The following is a 16936-nucleotide window of genomic DNA, read 5'->3' as shown; positions in this document are numbered from 1 at the left end:
CAAATTTAAAATAGTCTTTATTCTTAAAAATGAAAAAAATATTTCTATTATTTCTTTTGTCGGTGCTGTTGGTGGCATGCGGCAATCGGGACAGGAGTCACGAAAACGGGAATGTTGTTAAAAGTGCACATCCTGAATGGGTTTACAATGCAGTAATATATGAGGTAAATATACGACAGTATACGCCGGAAGGGACACTCCATGCTTTTTCGGAGCATCTGCCCAGATTAAAGAAGCTGGGAGTAGATATCCTTTGGTTTATGCCGGTACAGTCTATCGGTAAAGAGGATCGAAAGGGTTCGCTGGGTAGTTATTACTCCATCAAGGATTATACTGAGGTCAACAGTGAGTTCGGTACGCTGGCCGATTTTAAGGCTGTAGTGAAGCAAGCACAGGACCAGGGAATGAAGGTGATTCTCGACTGGGTAGCCAATCATACTTCCCGCGATGCTATATGGGTGAAAGCTCATCCCGAATGGTATGTAAGGGACAGTTTGGGAAATCTGAATATTATGTACGACTGGACTGATATTGCCCAGTTGGACTACTCTGTTCCCGAGATGCGTGAAGCGATGATCGATGCGATGAAATTCTGGATCCGGGAGACTGGTATCGACGGCTTTCGTTGCGACGTGGCCGGTGAAATACCTACTGATTTCTGGGAGGTGGCAAAGGATTCCCTGGTCATGCTGAATCCGGATATCTTTCTGTTAGCCGAGGCGGAAAAACCGGAATTGAACGAATCGGTGTTCGATGCCTATTACGCCTGGGACTTCCATCATAAAATGAATAGTATAGCACAGGGAAAAGAGCCTGTCGATTCATTACGCGCTTCCCTGCAAAGAATGAATGAACGTTTTTCATCCCATGCCATACCGATGTATTTTACTTCTAATCACGATGAGAATTCATGGAGTGGTACCGAATTCGAACGGATGGGTGAAGCAGCAAAACCTTTCGCGGCACTGACCTATATGCTCCCCGGAATTCCCCTGATATACAGTGGACAGGAAGTGGGATTGAACCGCCGGCTGGAATTTTTTGAGAAGGATATTATTGAATGGGAAGATGAGGGTAGCTTCAGTGACTTCTACAGGAAGCTGAACAGATTCAAAAAGAAGAATAAAGCACTCTCAGCTCAGGAGCGTGACGGGGAGATGACAGAGATACCTAACGATTGTACTGAAAAGGTGTGGTCGTTCAAACGGGTGAACAATGGAAACGAAGTGGTTTGCGTTTTCAATTTCAGCAATGAAATCGTAAATGTACAATTTAACGGAAATGTGCCGGGTGAAGGATTTTCTTCTTTTCCCGACACATCCCAAGTGCTCCCTGTGGAAGAAATGGAATTGAAACCCTGGGAATACAGGATCTATTCCAAATAGGGTTTCAGCTTTTCTATCCAGTTAATGATACGCCCTTCCGTCAGGTCGGGTTCGTAATCGTCATCGAGCGGTAGCCCGATGAATTTACCGTCTTTGAATGCCCTGGAATATTCGAAATCATATCCTTCGGGAGAAACTTCCCCGATAACGGTTGCTCCTTTTTGAATGACAATTTCATATAATATACCCATGGCATCCACGTAGGAGCTGGGATAGATAGAAGCATCACCCAATCCGAAAAGTGCTACGGTTTTTCCCGACAGGTCCAGTTTTTCCAACTTGGGATAGAAATCATTCCAATCGTCCTGTAAGTCCTGTACTCCCCAGGTAGATACGCCCAGGATCAACACATCATGAGTTAGGAACGGCGTTTCATCACCTTCATAAATATCGGCAAGGGTGGGGGAGTAATCAGCCAGCAATTCGGCTATTTTTTCCGCCGCATTCTTGGTGTGTTCGGTGCTTGAACCGTAAATAATTGCGATCGACTTCATAAGATTATTCATTTTTTATGTTCGGAATAAACATCTACTGTTTCATACGATTATTTTACATTTCAGTGTATGTTTGTTTCCCAACCGTGATTTTGCCTTGTTAATTACGCAAAGTTAATATAAGTTTTAAAACAGCCAAAAACAGGGGACATAATTATCGAATAATCCTATGTAACCGTTCCTCCTTTCCCAAAAAATCAGAAATGTTCTTTTAGGCTTATCCGGTTACTTTCAAATTAGGGCAACTGAAAATAAAATGCTCTGATACTCCGTTTATATTCCTCCGGTAGGAGTTTTTCTTTTAATAGGGGGGATGTTTAAAAATAATTAAATGTTAAGCTTTGTTTTTTTGGAAAAATTAACAATTTTGCCTCTTTCTTCTTTTTAATTTTGTACGGCTGTTTTCGCAGCTTTCATTCTGAATAACATATATATTTTGACTGATTCACTTTAATCAGGATTTTGTTAGCGCACGGCTTAGAACTCTGCGCTAAGATTTTGCACGGTATAGGCTATAAAAGTAATATTATAATAATATATCGTAATTGTGAATGAGCTATGATGAAATGTAGATTGAATTTTTGGATGATTTTTTTTGTGGGCTTCGTTGGCCTGTTACATGCGGAAGAAAAGGAAAAGCAGATGCTGCTCTACACGCCTTACACCAAAATTTCCGTACCGCCGGGAGAAACCATTAATTACAGTATCGACATTGTGAATGAGACGGAGAGTCTCAAAAATCCTGACATTTCCGTCAGCGGTATACCCCGCGGATGGGAGTGGGAGATAAAGTCGGGCAGCTATGTCGTCAATCAGCTTGCCGTCATGCCCAACGATAAAAAATCGTTTAATCTTCAGGTGACTGTTCCGCTGCAGGTGAACAAAGGAAACTACCGTTTTGTCGTACGTGCGGGTGAAGCTGAATTACCCCTTTCAGTAACGGTATCTTCACAGGGGACTTTTAAAACCGAGTTTACTACCAACCAGCCCAATATGCAGGGCAATGCCAGATCTAATTTTAACTTCAATGCCAATCTGAACAACAAGACTGCCGAGACACAACTCTATGCCTTAATGGCGGCTGCACCCCGGGGATGGAATGTTATTTTCCGTGCCGGAGGAAAGCAGGCCACGTCGGCACAGGTGGAGCCGAACACTACTGAGAACATCAGTATTGAGATCACGCCGCCCGGCAATGTGGAGGCGGGAACCTATAAAATCCCTGTTCAGGCAACCACCGGAACCACTTCCGACGAGTTGGAACTTGAAGTGGTAGTGACTGGTTCTTACGATATGGAACTTACCACTCCACGGGGCTTGTTAAGTTCGGATATCACGGCCGGAGACACGAAACGTATTGACCTGGTCGTCAACAATACCGGATCTGCAGAATTGAAAGATATCAAACTGTCGTCGAGTAAACCCACCGGCTGGGAGGTAAGTTTTGAACCTGTTTCAGTAGAGGCGTTGAAAGCCGGTGAAACTGCAAATATCCAGGCTGTTGTCAGGGCCTCGAAAAAAGCTATCCCCGGCGATTATGTGTTGAATATCAGTGCTAATACGCCTGAGGTGAACAAAAGTGCCAGTTTCAGGATGACCGTGAAAACACCGCTGCTCTGGGGATGGATAGGTGTAGTAATTATTCTGGCAGTAGCAGGAACAATTTTTTATCTGTTCCGTAAATATGGAAGGAGGTAGAAATGGCTCAGCATGTAATTGAGTTAACCGGCCTGACAAAGCGGTACGGAGATTTTACGGCGGTAGACAATCTTGACCTGAACATACGAAAGGGGGAGATTTTTGGCCTGCTTGGACCCAATGGAGCCGGAAAATCGACTACCATCCTGATGATTCTGGGCTTGACGGAGCCTACCGCAGGCAATGTTTCGGTCTGCGGAATCAATTCTACCACTTCTCCCGTCGAAGTAAAAAGAAAAGTAGGCTATCTCCCTGAAGATGTCGGATTTTATGAAGATATGACGGGAATGGAGAACCTCATTTATACGGCAGAACTGAATGGGATTCCCCGATCTGTGGCCTGTGAAAAAGCCACTTCCCTCCTTCATCGTGTGGGGCTGGGTAACGAAACGGATAAACGGACCGGAAAATATTCAAAAGGGATGAGGCAAAGGCTCGGATTGGCTGATGTCCTGATCAAAGATCCGGAAATTATCATTCTCGATGAGCCCACTTCCGGTATTGATCCTACCGGTGTGCAGGATTTTATTCATCTGATCCGCCACCTGAGTCATGAAAACGGATTGACTGTGCTCTTTTCTTCGCATCATTTGCATCAGGTACAGCAACTGTGTGACCGGGTCGGGCTGTTCGGAAAAGGACGGTTGCTTACCCTGATCGATATAAATGAGTTGCATAATAAACCGGGAGAATTGGAAGAGGTATATAACCATTATTTAGGAGGGAATGAACATGAATAATATATCAAAGCCTTTCTGGGTAATAGTGCGGAAAGAGATATCCGATTATATGAAAAGCTGGAAAGCAGTTATCCTGATCATTCTTATTGCCCTGACCTGTATGGGTTCACTCTATACGGCTCTGAGCAATATAGGTGAAGCTGTGAAACAGGGGAGTACCGATGATAATTTTCTTTTTTTAAAACTGTTTACAGCTTCAGACGGCGCTTTACCTTCGTTCGCTGTTTTTATAGGTTTCCTCGGCCCCTTGCTGGGGATCGCGCTGGGATTTGATGCAATCAATACCGAACAGAACAAAGGGACTTTAAGTCGCCTGCTGTCGCAACCTATCTACAGGGACTATATCTTAAATGCAAAATGGATAGCTGCACTTTTTGTGATTGGCATCATGCTTTTTGCTCTCGGCTTTCTGGTGATGGGCTTCGGATTGATATTTATCGGTATACCGCCGACTGCTGAGGAGTTCTGCCGTATTGTGGTCTTCCTGTTGCTTTCAATGGTCTACATTGCGCTCTGGCTCAATCTGGCGCTCTTCTTCTCTATCAAGAGCAAACAACCTGCAACATCCGCATTGTCGGGGATAGCCGTATGGTTGTTTTTCAGTCTCTTCTATAATATTATCATGAATGTGGTGGGTAAAGCACTGAGTCCCTCGCCTATGGCTATGCCTGATCAGGTCGTCCGCTACCAGAAGTTTATGTTGAATTTACTACGATTTTCACCCGGGGAATTGTTCCAGGAGATCACTATGACCATGTTGATGCCTTCGGTGAGGAGTCTTGGACCACTCACATTCGAACAGATGGATGGTGCTATCCCAAGTCCTCTGTCATTGGGGCAGAGTTTACTGGTGGTATGGCCTCAACTCACAGGATTAATCTCCATCACGCTCCTCTTTTTTATGTTTGCTTACATTTCATTTATGAGGAAAGAGGTACGCTCAAGGTGACAGAACACCGATATTTTTTTGCTTGTCTGAGATTTTTGTGCATCTTTGTACTCAGATTAACTAAGTCGGATCCATTCTGCCTCCCGGTATCCAAAAGCGCGTAATACAGGCTGTATCTGTGAATTTGTCAGGTGATTATCTGTTTTTCTTGCCTGTTCCGGAACCAGGGAAATGGTAAATGTAACCAGTTATGTATAAGACAAACAGAAAAAAAACGATTCAGTCGATTATCTATTCTTTGTTAATAGTCGCTGTTGTTTCATGTGGATTAAAAAAGGAGGAACAACAGGTTGACCAGACTGATCAGGAAGAGACAAGTTGTGTGTATGAATATGGGATATGCGTCGATTCGCTGGATGTAACCCATTATGAAATAGGGCGTGGGGAGTATCTTGCCACTATTTTGTCTAATCTGGGATTTGAAGCCAATAAAAGGGAGAAGATTATAGATGCGGTATCTTCCATTTATCCTCCTTCAAGATTGCAGGTTGGAAATTCATATGCGGCAATCACCGACTCTACATCGACCGTGAAATATGTTGTTTTTGAAAAGTCGCGTACCGATTACGCTGTAGTAGATTTAAGTGGCGATACAATCAGTGTATATGATTATACAAAACCGGTTACCCTGAAACGTGAATATGCAGAAGGAACAATTAACTCTTCTCTGTGGAATGCGATTATGGATACCGGTGCCCCGGCTTTGCTGGCACTTAAACTCTCGGATGTATATGCCTGGCAGGTCGACTTCTTTGATGTCAAAAAAGGCGATTCGTTCCGCTTGATGTATGACGTAGCCTATATAGACGATACTACTAGGGTAGGAATCTCTTCTATCGAAGGGGCAGTTTTCACGCATCAGGGGAAGAAGTTCCGGGCGATCCCGTTTCAACAGGATTCCATCATGGAGTTTTTTGACGAAGAGGGAAATAGTCTGCGGAAAGCATTTTTAAAAAATCCTCTTGATTTTTTCCGCATTACGTCGAAGTTTTCCAACTCCCGCTTCCATCCCATATTGAAACGTCATCGTCCGCATCATGGCGTGGATTATGCCGCACCGGTGGGTACGCCCGTAAAGACGATTGGCGACGGGGTAGTAGTTGAAAAAGGATTTCAACGTGGTGGAGCGGGGAATTTTCTGAAGATAAAACACAATGCCACCTATACGACCACTTATATGCATCTTAGCCGCTTTGCCAAAGGGATTGAGAAAGGGAGTCGGGTAAAGCAGGGGGATGTGATCGCTTACGTAGGTTCTACCGGACTCTCTACCGGCCCTCATCTCGATTTCCGGGTACACAAGAACAATCAGCCCGTCAATCCCCTTACCATCGAGTCGCCCCCCTGCCTGCCGGTGAGGCCTGAATTGAGGGATAGCTTTATGCTTGTGCAGGACAGGGTGATGTTTCAACTGGATAGTTTACGGATGGCAGGACAGTTGTTCGCGGAAGAGGAGCAGGTCCCTGATTCCTTAACCCTTATACCGTCCCACTCCTGAAATCGTCCACTATCCCGTTCCTGATCGTCTCACATGGATCCTGAGCGTGTCACCCGCTCCGTTTATGAAATAAAAAGAAGGGTATACCACAAAAGTGAAATGCCCCCAAAGGTTAGACAAAGATCTTTTGGGGGCATTATTGCGACAGTCACTGAGATATCCTGTTTATTCTGTGAAACTGGTATACATTTTGAAACTGTTCGCCGGGACGGTGATGTTTGTGGTCGATGTTACATTCAACGGCGGTTCGCCGGGCGTCATATAATTATACCAAGTACCGGTTTTCGGGAAGGTGGCCGAGATAGGGCCATTGGTGAAGTTCCCTATCACCACTACCTGTTTCGCCTCGCCAAAAGAGGAAAGGGTGATAAAGCGGCCGTCCTCCCAGAATGAGGGTGTTACTTTCCAATCGAGTTCTGCGGTCGCGTTGAACAGTTCCGGATGATCGAAACGGAGGGAAACCAGTTTTGTGTAAGTATCGTGTAGTTCCTTTCGCTGTGGTACATCCATATATTCCCACTTCACCGGTTTTTTTCCGGTACGTCCGTTATAATCGATCGAAACATCATATCCCAACTCGCCGAATTGCCAGATCATTTTCGGGCCGGGTACGGTAAAGAAAAAGGCGGCATTGGTCGCAAGTTGTGACATGCGGGTATTAAGGTTCGTCCTTAAAATACCAACACCTTCTTGCGTTTGTTCGTACGCCATTCGCTCTTCGTCGTGACTTTCCATATAGCTTATCAAGCTATTAGCGGGGCGGGAAGAGGTCTTGTAATAAGTTCCTCTGAAATCAGAACTTTTACCCGCAGCAGAATTCCGGAATGCATGATTCATATTACGCCATACCATCATTCCCTCCTCACTTAGTTCAAACTCTTCACGATCATCACAAAAATGCTCCAGAATCACGTATGCATCCTCTTTTACCTCTTTTACTGCTTCATTGTAATACTTCAGGATAGCAATGCGGGTCGGATCATATGCACTATTATCATTATTAGGATTTCCGTTTTTATTTTGTGTAAAACCTTTAGTCAGGTCGAAACGGAAGCCGTCTATATTGTACTCTTCCAGCAAGAATTGCAGGTTACGTTTTACAAAATCGACTACCAGTGGCGACTCATGATTGAAATCGTGAAATACGCTCCAAGGGTGAGGTGCTGTTACGTTAAAGTAAGGATTATTAGCTGCCGTACGGTTGTTCGCGGAATCCCACCACATTCTGGCGAAGGGATTGGCGCCGGTAGCATGGTTATATACCACATCAAGAATTACCGCTATTCCACGTCTGTGACATTCGTCGATAAATTCCTTATACATCCTGTCGGTTCCATAAGCCTTATCCATCGCAAAAAAGAATGTAGGGTTGTATCCCCAACTGTCGTTGCCGTCGAACTCCTGTACAGGCATCAGTTCAATGGCATTTATACCGAGGGATTGCAGGTAATCGAGTTTGGCCATAGCGCCGTTGATATCACCGCTCTCTGTAAAATCACGCAACAACATCTCGTAGATTACCAGATTGTCCCGTGAAGGGATCTCAAAATTAGGCTCCTTCCATGTATAAGTTTCCGGTTGGGTTTGGAATACCGAAACAATACCTCTCGCTCCTTCCGGATAATTCAGATTTCCTGGATAGGTAGTTGAAGAGATGTATTTATCGTTATTAGGATCAAGTATCTTCCGGGCATATGGATCGGCTACACGGATAGGGTCTCCGTCTCTTTTGCCGACATAATACTGGAAAGCATATTCTTCATTGGCGCTTAATCCATCAATCGTGATCCACCAGCAACCGGCATCTTCGTCACGGAACATCTGCGATTTCTCGTCGTTACTCAATGTCCAGCCATTGAAGTCTCCTACCACATGGGCAAAGTCTTTTCTTGCATTATTTTTATCTTTGTCGTATAGTGCTAATGTGACGGTGTTATTGTTCACTATATTGATGCCATGTTTCAGACCTGCCGGCATATCCCCGAATTTTGCCTGTGCCGGTTCGAAGCCTTTGAACTGCGTATCGGTGACAGGGATAAATAGATCTTCGGTTTGTTTCGACCCATCGTGAGAGCGGACAACAATACCCAGTCTGTTGACGGGAGTTTCACCTGAACCATACCATTGACGAATGGAGGGGGAGAGCTTGATGGACCATGTGCTCAGTTCACCTTCTACCCTCGTCATTTTGCACTTCTCCAGGTTTTCATTCCATTCGGCGGGAACGAATTCCCACACCCCTTCAGATATAACGCCCGTATGGATATAGACGTCTTCTTTGTAATTATAGAGTGCTGTACCCGAACGCGGTTTGAACCAGATTGTCAGTTCTTTGTCGGCATCCGCCTCTTCGAGGTTCCATGAGAGTCCCGGCTGAATTACAGCAGGTGGCTCCGGTTCTGGTTCCGGCTCCGGAATAACCACCGGATCTTCCCCGCAGGCAACAGCGAGAAACAGGATTAGCAGCAAGTAAAATGCTTTTGAGAATATTTTCATATTATTATTAGAGCTAAAAAAATCTATACATATGACCTTTCTACTATTCCACACTATTATTCCAGCACAAGCACTTCTTTGGGCGCAAGTGTCAGCGTTTTTTCCAGCGAAACATTTCTACCCGAGAGCAGGTCAGTCCATCCGGTTCTGTCTCTTATTGACTCGGTGTACCGGTCAAGGTTTATCTCCACCCGGCCGGATGTCCCGTTCATAAAGATCAATACGCTTTCATTCCCTAAGTAACGCTCATAGACATAGACGCCTTTTTGCAGCACATAATGTTTCATGTCGCCATAGGCGATTACGTCGTTGCCCTGCCGCCAGTGGAGCAATTTCTTCATGAAATTGAACGCTTCATTCTGTAACTTGTCGCGCCCTTTTACAGTGAAATGGTCCGTCTTATCCCCGGGCCACCCGCCCGGCACGTCGAGGCGGATATCGCCGTCGCTTCGGCTTTTGTTTCCGTACATCAGCAATTCGGTGCCATAGTAGATCTGGGGAGTACCGGGCATGGTGAGCAGGAAAGTGATTCCCTGCTTCCATCCGGACAGACCGGAGGGATACTCTTTCAGGAACCGGTCAGTATCGTGGTTGTCCAGGAAGCGCAGCACATTATAGATATCGGGATAGATAAAATCGTAGGTCATGTGGTCGTAGATACCGTGCAGTCCCCCGTTCCATTCACCCGTTTCTTCAAAGAAAGCGCTGTGCGACAATCCCATAAAGCGGAAGTCCATCACTGATTTCAATTTGGTGTTGTTCGGGTTGATCGGGCTGTTCCTCTGCCAGAAAGAGGTGCCGATAGGGTTGTTGAGCCATGCCTCTCCTACGATATTGTATTGGGGATATTCTTTCTCTACGGCTTCAATCCAGTCGACCATCATATCATAATCGGCATAGGGGTAGGTATCCTGCCGGATGCCATCCACTCCCGAGTATTCGATCCACCAGATACTGTTCTGGATCAGATATTTTGCCACATGCCGGTTCCGTTGGTTGAGGTCGGGCATGCTGGGTACGAACCAGCCGTCCACCATTTTGCTTTTGTCATATTTCGAGGCGTAGGGATCGAAATACATCTCTTTCATGTGCGAAGTCTGCACATATTCACCCATGTTGTTGAACCAATCCGTCGAGGGTACGTCTTTCACCCATGGGTGATCGCTTCCGCAATGGTTGAAGATCATATCCATCACCACTTTCATTCCTCTGGAATGGGCGTCGGCGATCAGGTTCGCGTACTCTTCATTGGTGCCGAAACGGGGATCTACGCGGTAGTAATCGGTGGTAGCGTATCCGTGGTACGATCCGCCCTCCATATCATTCTCCAGCACCGGATTGAGCCAGATAGCGGTTACGCCCAGGTCAGACAGGTAATCCAACCGGCCCGATATACCTTTCAGGTCGCCTCCATGTCGTGCACTATGGTGATTGCGGTCTACCTTGTATGGCATTCGCATCGGGATCTGGTCGTTAGAAGGATCTCCATTGGCAAAACGGTCGGGCATGATCAGGTAGAGCACATCTGATGCATCGAAACTTTTTATATTATATCTGTCCGGATTACGTTCTTTCAATTCATAAGAATAAGTGATTTTCTCCTTTCCGTCGGTGAACAGGATATCGAATGTTTCGGGACTGCTTTCCGAGATATCGAGATAAAGGATCAGGTAATTCGGACTTTCCAGCCGTACCGATTCTTTGATTCTCACATTTTTTGAAGTCACTTCCGGAATATAACCGGCAATGTTTTCGCCATATACCATCAACTGTAATTCCGGCTCTTCCATGCCACTCCACCAAAACGAGGGTTCGACATGCACCTCACGGGCGTGTGCCGTAGATATTGCTATTACAATAAGGGAAAAAAGTAAAATTATTTTCTTCATACGATTATTATATTTAATGCGGATAAGTAGATTGAAAAAAAGATTAGGGATTTATATTTTTAATTCCTCTGATGATCTTATCATTACTCTATAAAAGCGTCCATTGCTTTTGTCGGCCGTCCGTTATCACCCCATGCACTGAGCGGATAACGGCTCCATGAACGGGCTCCCTGCGGCTCCCAGTAAAAGACGCCCGTTCCTTTGCCGTCGGGTACTTCCTTCACTTTCCGGATCACGGCACGTAACATCTCATACGTATTTTGCGGTTTGGTATCCTCATCTCCTGTTTCCACGACCATCACCTCTTTCCTGTAACGGCTTGCCATATCGTTCAGATTATATCCCAGATCGTCAATGATCTCACTGTAATCGGGTTTATCCTCTAACCAGTAAGGGTAAAACGACATGCCAATAACATCATATTTGACACCATATTCCTTCGCATGGTCAAACCACCAGCGAAACCGCCCGTTATTATTTCCCTGATCTATATGTAAAATCACTTTGGTAGCCGGGCTGACTGCCTTGACGGCATCATATCCGCAGTTGATCAGTTGCGCCAGTTGATCCCAGTTATCGGTATGCCCTTCAGGATAAATCATTCCGGAAGGGATTTCATTGCCTGCCTGCACCCATTCCGGAGTTACTCCAGCCTCTTTCAAAGCAGTCATCACTCCCTCGGTATAATCATACAGTGTTTCTTTGAGTTGATCGAAATCGAATCCTTCCCAATCTTTGGGTTTGTGTTGTTTGCCCGGATCGGCCCAACTGTCGCTATAATGGAAATTGATCATGACACGCATATCCCAATCCTTAGCTCTTTTCGCCATAGCCACTGTTTCTTCTTTGCTGCAATGGCCGCTGTGCGGATCATCCGAAGGATTCACCCACGTGCGTAACCGGACAGAATTGATGCCGTGGTCTTTGAGTATCTTGAAACAATCTTCGGGAGTGCCGTTGTCGTTGTAGAAAATGTATCCGGCAGCTTCCATCTGTGGCAGCCAACTGATATCGGCTCCTTTGGCAAACATATCTTCCGGTTTTACCTCCGTTGTCGTTTGTTGGCAGGAAAGGCACAGAACCAATAGATAAAAGCAAAAGAGAAAAAGCTTTTTCATCGTTTGTCCAATTTAAATACCTGAGCGGCACTATTCTATCGTAATTCGTTAGATAAAATGCTGTGATAATTCTGCTTTGCCGTGCAGCAAGCGAAAAGCGACAAAAAGCACGGCACAGTCACCGTGCTTTTAATAATCCCATTTACCATATTGTTTATGGTAACTCTGAGGTCGGTATGATAATATAATGTCCCGTCAAATCATTTAAAGCAATATAATAGGTTCCTGCTGTTTCTATTGCTATGTTTGCTCCATTATTCGTTGTGCCTGTTCCGAACGGGAGAGACTGATTATCTTCGGCAGTGGCTCCCCAACTGACATCCCAGGCATCATTCGCACGGATTTTCAATTCGCCTACCGTAAGCTCTATTGCATTTGAAGTCCAGATATGTTCGGCTACCTGGGTTAAATCCGTATCGGTATCCCATCCGCCGGCCGTTGCCGTTCCAATTACCCCCATTGAATTATAGGTAACGCTAACATCACCTGTATAGGGTATATATTCAGCTGCTAAAGTCCCCAAGTCTAACTTTAAGGTGTAATAACCATCGGTAGCGGGGCCGGGTAGATTGGGAGAGTTGTTTTCCAGCACCAATGCACCATCCCTATATCCCCAGCAAGGATCCCACACTCCGGCTTTAATCGGAAACTTCTGCTCCCTTCCTCCTGTAAAATGTGCCGTGAAGGTATATTTCGAATCAGCCGAGCTATTGTCGGCGAAGAGGATTTGCAGGCCGTTTCCGATTGCAGCAATCTCATTGTTCCACTCCGGCAAACCGGTAATAGCGTTTCCCGTCATATAAACAACATCTTTCGTATAGCCTAAAAGTTGGATTGTATAGGTATACTCCATCATATTGAGCGTAATCCTCACCCAACCCGGTTCCATTACCCGCATGGCCTGGGAATTTTCAATGATAAGATCCCCTTCCAGTTCAGTATTCCCGTCTACGGGGTTACCTAGCACACCATCCCACGAAGCGGCCTCTTTACCCGATTTGGGAACGATCTTGAAATATCCGTTGAAATCTTCGCTTTCCGGTTTTTTCATTTCCACCAAAATAGTAAAGATAGGATCTTCATATACGTCTTTTCCACTATGGTTGAATTTGTAGTCATCGAGATCTTCAATATTCCATCCATTGATATTGCCAATCAGGTAATACTCCTCTTCAATGACGGGTCCTACGGGCGTAACGGTAACGGGACCCAAAACAGCGGGAGTGGGCATCATCACCGACGAAGTACCGTCGTTGATATAATATTTTACCCGTATAAAAAGTTCACGTGGGTTGGGTGCTTTCCCATAGAGGCCTTTCACTGCTTCATCCAGATCACCGGGCGTAACGGTTGCGGCATTTTCCCCGCTCACTGATGGAAGTTCCTCTACCTGGTCAAAATTTTCCGTGTCGGACAATTCCAGTTTAAACGTCACGGTGGCGCCTTCCGCCAATTGTGGAGTAGCTGTTGCTTTGACCGCTTCGAAAGGAGTGTTTTCTTCCAGTGCTTCCTCCGTCAATACTATCGCCGAACCAAAACCTGATCCCAGGGCAATGGTGAATCCGTCGACCGATTGTGCATCTTCCTGTTCATAGGCTTGCGGTGGGGCGGCCATATGGTCGTATACATCATCGCATGCTCCGAAGCCGACCAATGCGAGCAGGGTTGTCAAAAGGTATATTTTAGGTTTCATTGTACACATTTTTATAGTTATTCTATTTTACCTGTCCTCTTGGTAAAGTTAATGGATAATCTCTGTCCCGTTGTTCCGGCTACACGAGCCTGGTCGTCTCCTGCACCGCGGGGTACGAATACGCCGTCAAACACCATGAACTCAGTATGCCACCATTCATGGTCGGGCAGTTTAATGCTGGCACGTATTCCCCCGTCGTCAGCGGTTGCAGGCGCGGTAAATACAGGTGACACGAACTCGGCATCGGCTTCCAATGAAAGATCAGGTATCGCGAACCGGTAAGCCTGATCGGTTGTTCCCCAGTTCCCCCCGTTCACAGGGCCTTGCAGATAGACATGCGGAGGATAAAAATCAACGGCATACTTGTAATCGCGCCCTTCTATAGAGGTGGTCACCACTACGATATACCATCCGGGATTCCCTATTCCTATATTGCCGCCGGCGTCGGATGTACCGGCCAATCCGGCAGAACCTTCACCAATGGTTACCTCATTGTAGCCAAACTCATTTCCATTCCACGCCATAGCGTAATTGAATTTGATTTCCGCATTATCGCCACCTTCGGTTTGTCCGAGATATTGCATTGCCCAGAACTTTCCGGGGGATCCCCATACGGGGATCATCTCGGTGGCACTGTTCCAATCCCAGTTACCGGCCACGTTACCGATCAGGTACATCTCTTCGGGCATCGTCATTGCTTCAAGTGCAAAATAACCGAGTACCTGAGGGAGTTGGATCACATTTGAATAGACCGGTTCCACCTTGCTCCCCGCGATGGTGGCAGTGAGACGAACGTACAGGGGATGCGGATCCGCGGGATAATCACTTTCCTCTTCCACGTCATGCAAGGCGACCAATGCTACGGCTACATCCTGTGCAGATATGTCGAATTTGGCTGCGGAATAAGTACCCGGCAGGGTGGTATATTCCGCGAAATTCTGCGAGAGGGAAATCTGCACTGCATAAAGGGTTGCGGCAGTAAACCCATAGTTGGGCTGAGAAGTGGTAAACTCGATCGTTTCCGTATTCTTCAGGTCATATATCCCCGAAGCGTACTTGGGTATGTTGAGCACGAAACTCTCCGGCTGCTGCAGGACAATTTTTTCATTATCCTCGCATGCATGGAAAAATCCTATACCGGCCAGTAGAATTATTAAACTAAATATCTTCTTCATATGATTGATTATTTGTTTAGAGTCAAGAATATATTTGATTAGTTGATTTACTGATGTGATGATTCGTAAATGGTAAAATTAGCTAATGAATAGTCATTGAATTATCACATCGTTACATTATCAAATCATCTCATTAGTCTCATTGGCACATTATTCACATTACTAATATCCCGGATTTTGCGTCAGGTTTTGATTAGCTCCTATATCGTCGGAAGGAATGGGATACACCTTATAAGTGTCGGCAATGGATCTTCCTGCGGGTACATTGCCTTTCCACGGCCATATATAGGAGGAGCCGGTAAATTTCCCGAAACGGACCAAGTCGGTGCGACGCTGTGCCTCGAAGAAAAATTCACGACCTCTCTCGTCCAGGATAAAATCGAGCGTAAGCTGGCCGGCGGTAATTGTGGCTGCTGTCGCTGCCTCATTTTTATAGGCGCGTCGGCGAAGGTCGTTTACCAGTTGCAGTGCAGTGGCCTGATCACCTCCTGTTCCGCCTCTTAGGACAGCTTCCGCATAATTGAGATGGATCTCGCCCAGGCGGAAGAGCGGGAAATCGGTATACACAATATTACTGGGCGGGAGTGTCCCGTCGCTGTAGGTATTGTAGTATTTCACGATCGGTATTCCGTTATTGGTGAACAGGGAAGGGTCTACAATTTCATTGTTCTCGGTTTGGTCGGTACGTACCATAGAGAAACGGGTATCATCTTCATGTCTGTTTTCTCTTTCGAAAAAGCGTAACAGGGAAACCAACGCACGGTTACCCTGCCATGCGCCCACTGAATTTATTTCGGCCTGCAGGGCGGAAGGAACCGTACTGCTCATCAGGAAAGTCATTCCTCCCCAGGTCTGGGTATCTTCCCCTTCGTAACGGATTGGAAGGATCATTTCTACCGAATTTTCGTTGTCAGCCGTGAATACATTCTTATACACCGGGTCAAGGGCAAAGTTTTCGTCGAGTACCTTTTTGCTGTAAGTAATACTTTCCGTATACTTATTCACTCCCATATATGTTTCCGCATTGAGGTAGAGACGTGAGAGCAATGCCCAGTTGGCGGCTTTATGTGCACGTCCGTAGTAGGTTGGGTGATAACCCACAAATGGATCGAGCATATCCGCTTCACATTCTGTGAGTTCTTTTTCGATATAATCAAACAGGTCTTCCGCCATGATCTGTGGAGGAAGCGTACTGCCTACCGGACTATCTTCATTCACAAAAGGCACATTCCTGAACATATCCAACAGGTAGTAGTAAGAGAGAGCCCGGGCAAAGCGGGCTTCGGCGCGGTAGGTTTTGATTTGCGCTTTCACTTCCTCACTTGCCCCCCTTGAAGAGAGTTTTTCTTCGGTTGTTTCTCTCAACAATGCGTTAGCCAGGTTAATCTGATAATAGAGACGATAGTAAAATCCTTTGATAAATACGTTGTTTGCTGTCCAGGTCATATAATTCAGATCAGGGATACCTACGTCATTCCACGCACATAACGCTTCGTCGGAAGGGAGGGTTTGCAGGTTCCAAAGCCCTCTCAGGAAAGATGCCTGGCTTCCTCCGTCTACACCAGCCACATCGGGATCACCGTCGCCGCCCTCGTTACCACTGATAGCCAGACCGGCATAAATCTTGGCGAGCAGTTCCTGATAGGGGCCTATTTCACTTCCGAAAACCACTTCCGACACTAACTCTTCCTTGTCGAGCGGGATGGTGTTTAAGTCATCGAGACAGGATGAGAGTCCTGCAATCATTAGACTGATTGTTACGATGAACAGAAATTTATATTTTACTCGTTTCATATTTTTC

At 45.9% G+C, this 16936-nt stretch carries 12 protein-coding genes; 5 read left to right on the top strand and 7 right to left on the bottom strand.

All coding sequences use genetic code 11. The annotated features are described in order from the left end of the window. The first annotated feature begins 29 nt into the window (after positions 1-29). Positions 30-1385, top strand: a complete 1356-nt coding sequence (locus F597_RS0105040) for an alpha-amylase family glycosyl hydrolase (RefSeq protein ID WP_026327142.1) — start codon at positions 30-32, stop codon at positions 1383-1385. Here F597_RS0105040 and F597_RS0105035 read toward each other — a convergent pair. Further along, on the bottom strand, positions 1373-1879 hold the full coding sequence (locus tag F597_RS0105035; protein ID WP_026327141.1) for a flavodoxin: 507 nt from the start codon (positions 1877-1879) through the stop codon (positions 1373-1375). The two genes, F597_RS0105040 and F597_RS0105035, sit on opposite strands and share 13 nt — an antisense overlap. Positions 1880-2440: 561 nt before the next feature. Between F597_RS0105035 and F597_RS0105030 the strand changes: the two genes are divergently transcribed. The 4 genes from F597_RS0105030 (at position 2441) to F597_RS0105015 (ending at position 6764) form a co-directional block, all read left to right on the top strand. After that, on the top strand, positions 2441-3577 hold the full coding sequence (locus tag F597_RS0105030; protein ID WP_026327140.1) for a COG1470 family protein: 1137 nt from the start codon (positions 2441-2443) through the stop codon (positions 3575-3577). A gap of 2 nt (positions 3578-3579) precedes the next feature. After that, positions 3580-4317 (top strand): ABC transporter ATP-binding protein, encoded by a 738-nt coding sequence (locus tag F597_RS0105025; protein ID WP_019538626.1) that lies wholly within the window; start codon positions 3580-3582, stop codon positions 4315-4317. After that, a complete protein-coding gene (locus tag F597_RS0105020) occupies positions 4310-5266 on the top strand; it encodes an ABC transporter permease (protein ID WP_019538625.1) in 957 nt (318 codons plus the stop codon). The genes F597_RS0105025 and F597_RS0105020 overlap by 8 nt, the downstream gene beginning before the upstream one ends. 190 nt (positions 5267-5456) lie before the next feature. Continuing rightward, a complete protein-coding gene (locus F597_RS0105015; RefSeq protein WP_019538624.1) occupies positions 5457-6764 on the top strand; it encodes a M23 family metallopeptidase in 1308 nt (435 codons plus the stop codon). A gap of 165 nt (positions 6765-6929) precedes the next feature. Here F597_RS0105015 and F597_RS0105010 read toward each other — a convergent pair whose 3' ends face one another. From F597_RS0105010 to F597_RS0104985, 6 genes are all read right to left on the bottom strand, one after another. Beyond that, positions 6930-9260, bottom strand: coding sequence for an alpha-amylase family glycosyl hydrolase (locus F597_RS0105010; RefSeq protein WP_019538623.1), 2331 nt, complete (start codon positions 9258-9260; stop codon positions 6930-6932). A 56-nt stretch (positions 9261-9316) separates the two neighbouring features. Beyond that, a complete protein-coding gene (locus tag F597_RS0105005; RefSeq protein WP_019538622.1) occupies positions 9317-11149 on the bottom strand; it encodes a glycoside hydrolase family 13 protein in 1833 nt (610 codons plus the stop codon). 83 nt (positions 11150-11232) lie between these two features. Beyond that, positions 11233-12267 (bottom strand): glycoside hydrolase family 53 protein, encoded by a 1035-nt coding sequence (locus F597_RS0105000; protein ID WP_026327139.1) that lies wholly within the window; start codon positions 12265-12267, stop codon positions 11233-11235. Positions 12268-12421: 154 nt separating this feature from the next. Beyond that, positions 12422-13960 (bottom strand): Outer membrane protein SusF domain-containing protein, encoded by a 1539-nt coding sequence (locus tag F597_RS0104995; RefSeq protein WP_019538620.1) that lies wholly within the window; start codon positions 13958-13960, stop codon positions 12422-12424. Positions 13961-13977: 17 nt separating this feature from the next. After that, on the bottom strand, positions 13978-15135 hold the full coding sequence (locus F597_RS0104990; protein WP_019538619.1) for a SusF/SusE family carbohydrate-binding protein: 1158 nt from the start codon (positions 15133-15135) through the stop codon (positions 13978-13980). A 162-nt stretch (positions 15136-15297) separates the two neighbouring features. Next, positions 15298-16929: a RagB/SusD family nutrient uptake outer membrane protein gene (locus F597_RS0104985; RefSeq protein WP_019538618.1), complete on the bottom strand. Its 1632-nt coding sequence runs from the start codon at positions 16927-16929 to the stop codon at positions 15298-15300. Positions 16930-16936 lie beyond the last annotated feature (7 nt).

Origin of the sequence: Proteiniphilum acetatigenes DSM 18083, assembly GCF_000380985.1 — a bacterium.
In the GTDB taxonomy this organism is placed as follows: domain Bacteria; phylum Bacteroidota; class Bacteroidia; order Bacteroidales; family Dysgonomonadaceae; genus Proteiniphilum; species Proteiniphilum acetatigenes.
This window is presented reverse-complemented; position numbering and strand designations above follow the sequence as displayed.

Coding starts and splice junctions, on each gene's coding strand:
- F597_RS0105040 (WP_026327142.1), top strand. CDS start 30: ATGAAAAAAATATTTCTATTATTTCTTTTGTCGGTGCTGTTGGTGGCA.
- F597_RS0105035 (WP_026327141.1), bottom strand. CDS start 1,879: ATGAAGTCGATCGCAATTATTTACGGTTCAAGCACCGAACACACCAAG.
- F597_RS0105030 (WP_026327140.1), top strand. CDS start 2,441: ATGAAATGTAGATTGAATTTTTGGATGATTTTTTTTGTGGGCTTCGTT.
- F597_RS0105025 (WP_019538626.1), top strand. CDS start 3,580: ATGGCTCAGCATGTAATTGAGTTAACCGGCCTGACAAAGCGGTACGGA.
- F597_RS0105020 (WP_019538625.1), top strand. CDS start 4,310: ATGAATAATATATCAAAGCCTTTCTGGGTAATAGTGCGGAAAGAGATA.
- F597_RS0105015 (WP_019538624.1), top strand. CDS start 5,457: ATGTATAAGACAAACAGAAAAAAAACGATTCAGTCGATTATCTATTCT.
- F597_RS0105010 (WP_019538623.1), bottom strand. CDS start 9,260: ATGAAAATATTCTCAAAAGCATTTTACTTGCTGCTAATCCTGTTTCTC.
- F597_RS0105005 (WP_019538622.1), bottom strand. CDS start 11,149: ATGAAGAAAATAATTTTACTTTTTTCCCTTATTGTAATAGCAATATCT.
- F597_RS0105000 (WP_026327139.1), bottom strand. CDS start 12,267: ATGAAAAAGCTTTTTCTCTTTTGCTTTTATCTATTGGTTCTGTGCCTT.
- F597_RS0104995 (WP_019538620.1), bottom strand. CDS start 13,960: ATGAAACCTAAAATATACCTTTTGACAACCCTGCTCGCATTGGTCGGC.
- F597_RS0104990 (WP_019538619.1), bottom strand. CDS start 15,135: ATGAAGAAGATATTTAGTTTAATAATTCTACTGGCCGGTATAGGATTT.
- F597_RS0104985 (WP_019538618.1), bottom strand. CDS start 16,929: ATGAAACGAGTAAAATATAAATTTCTGTTCATCGTAACAATCAGTCTA.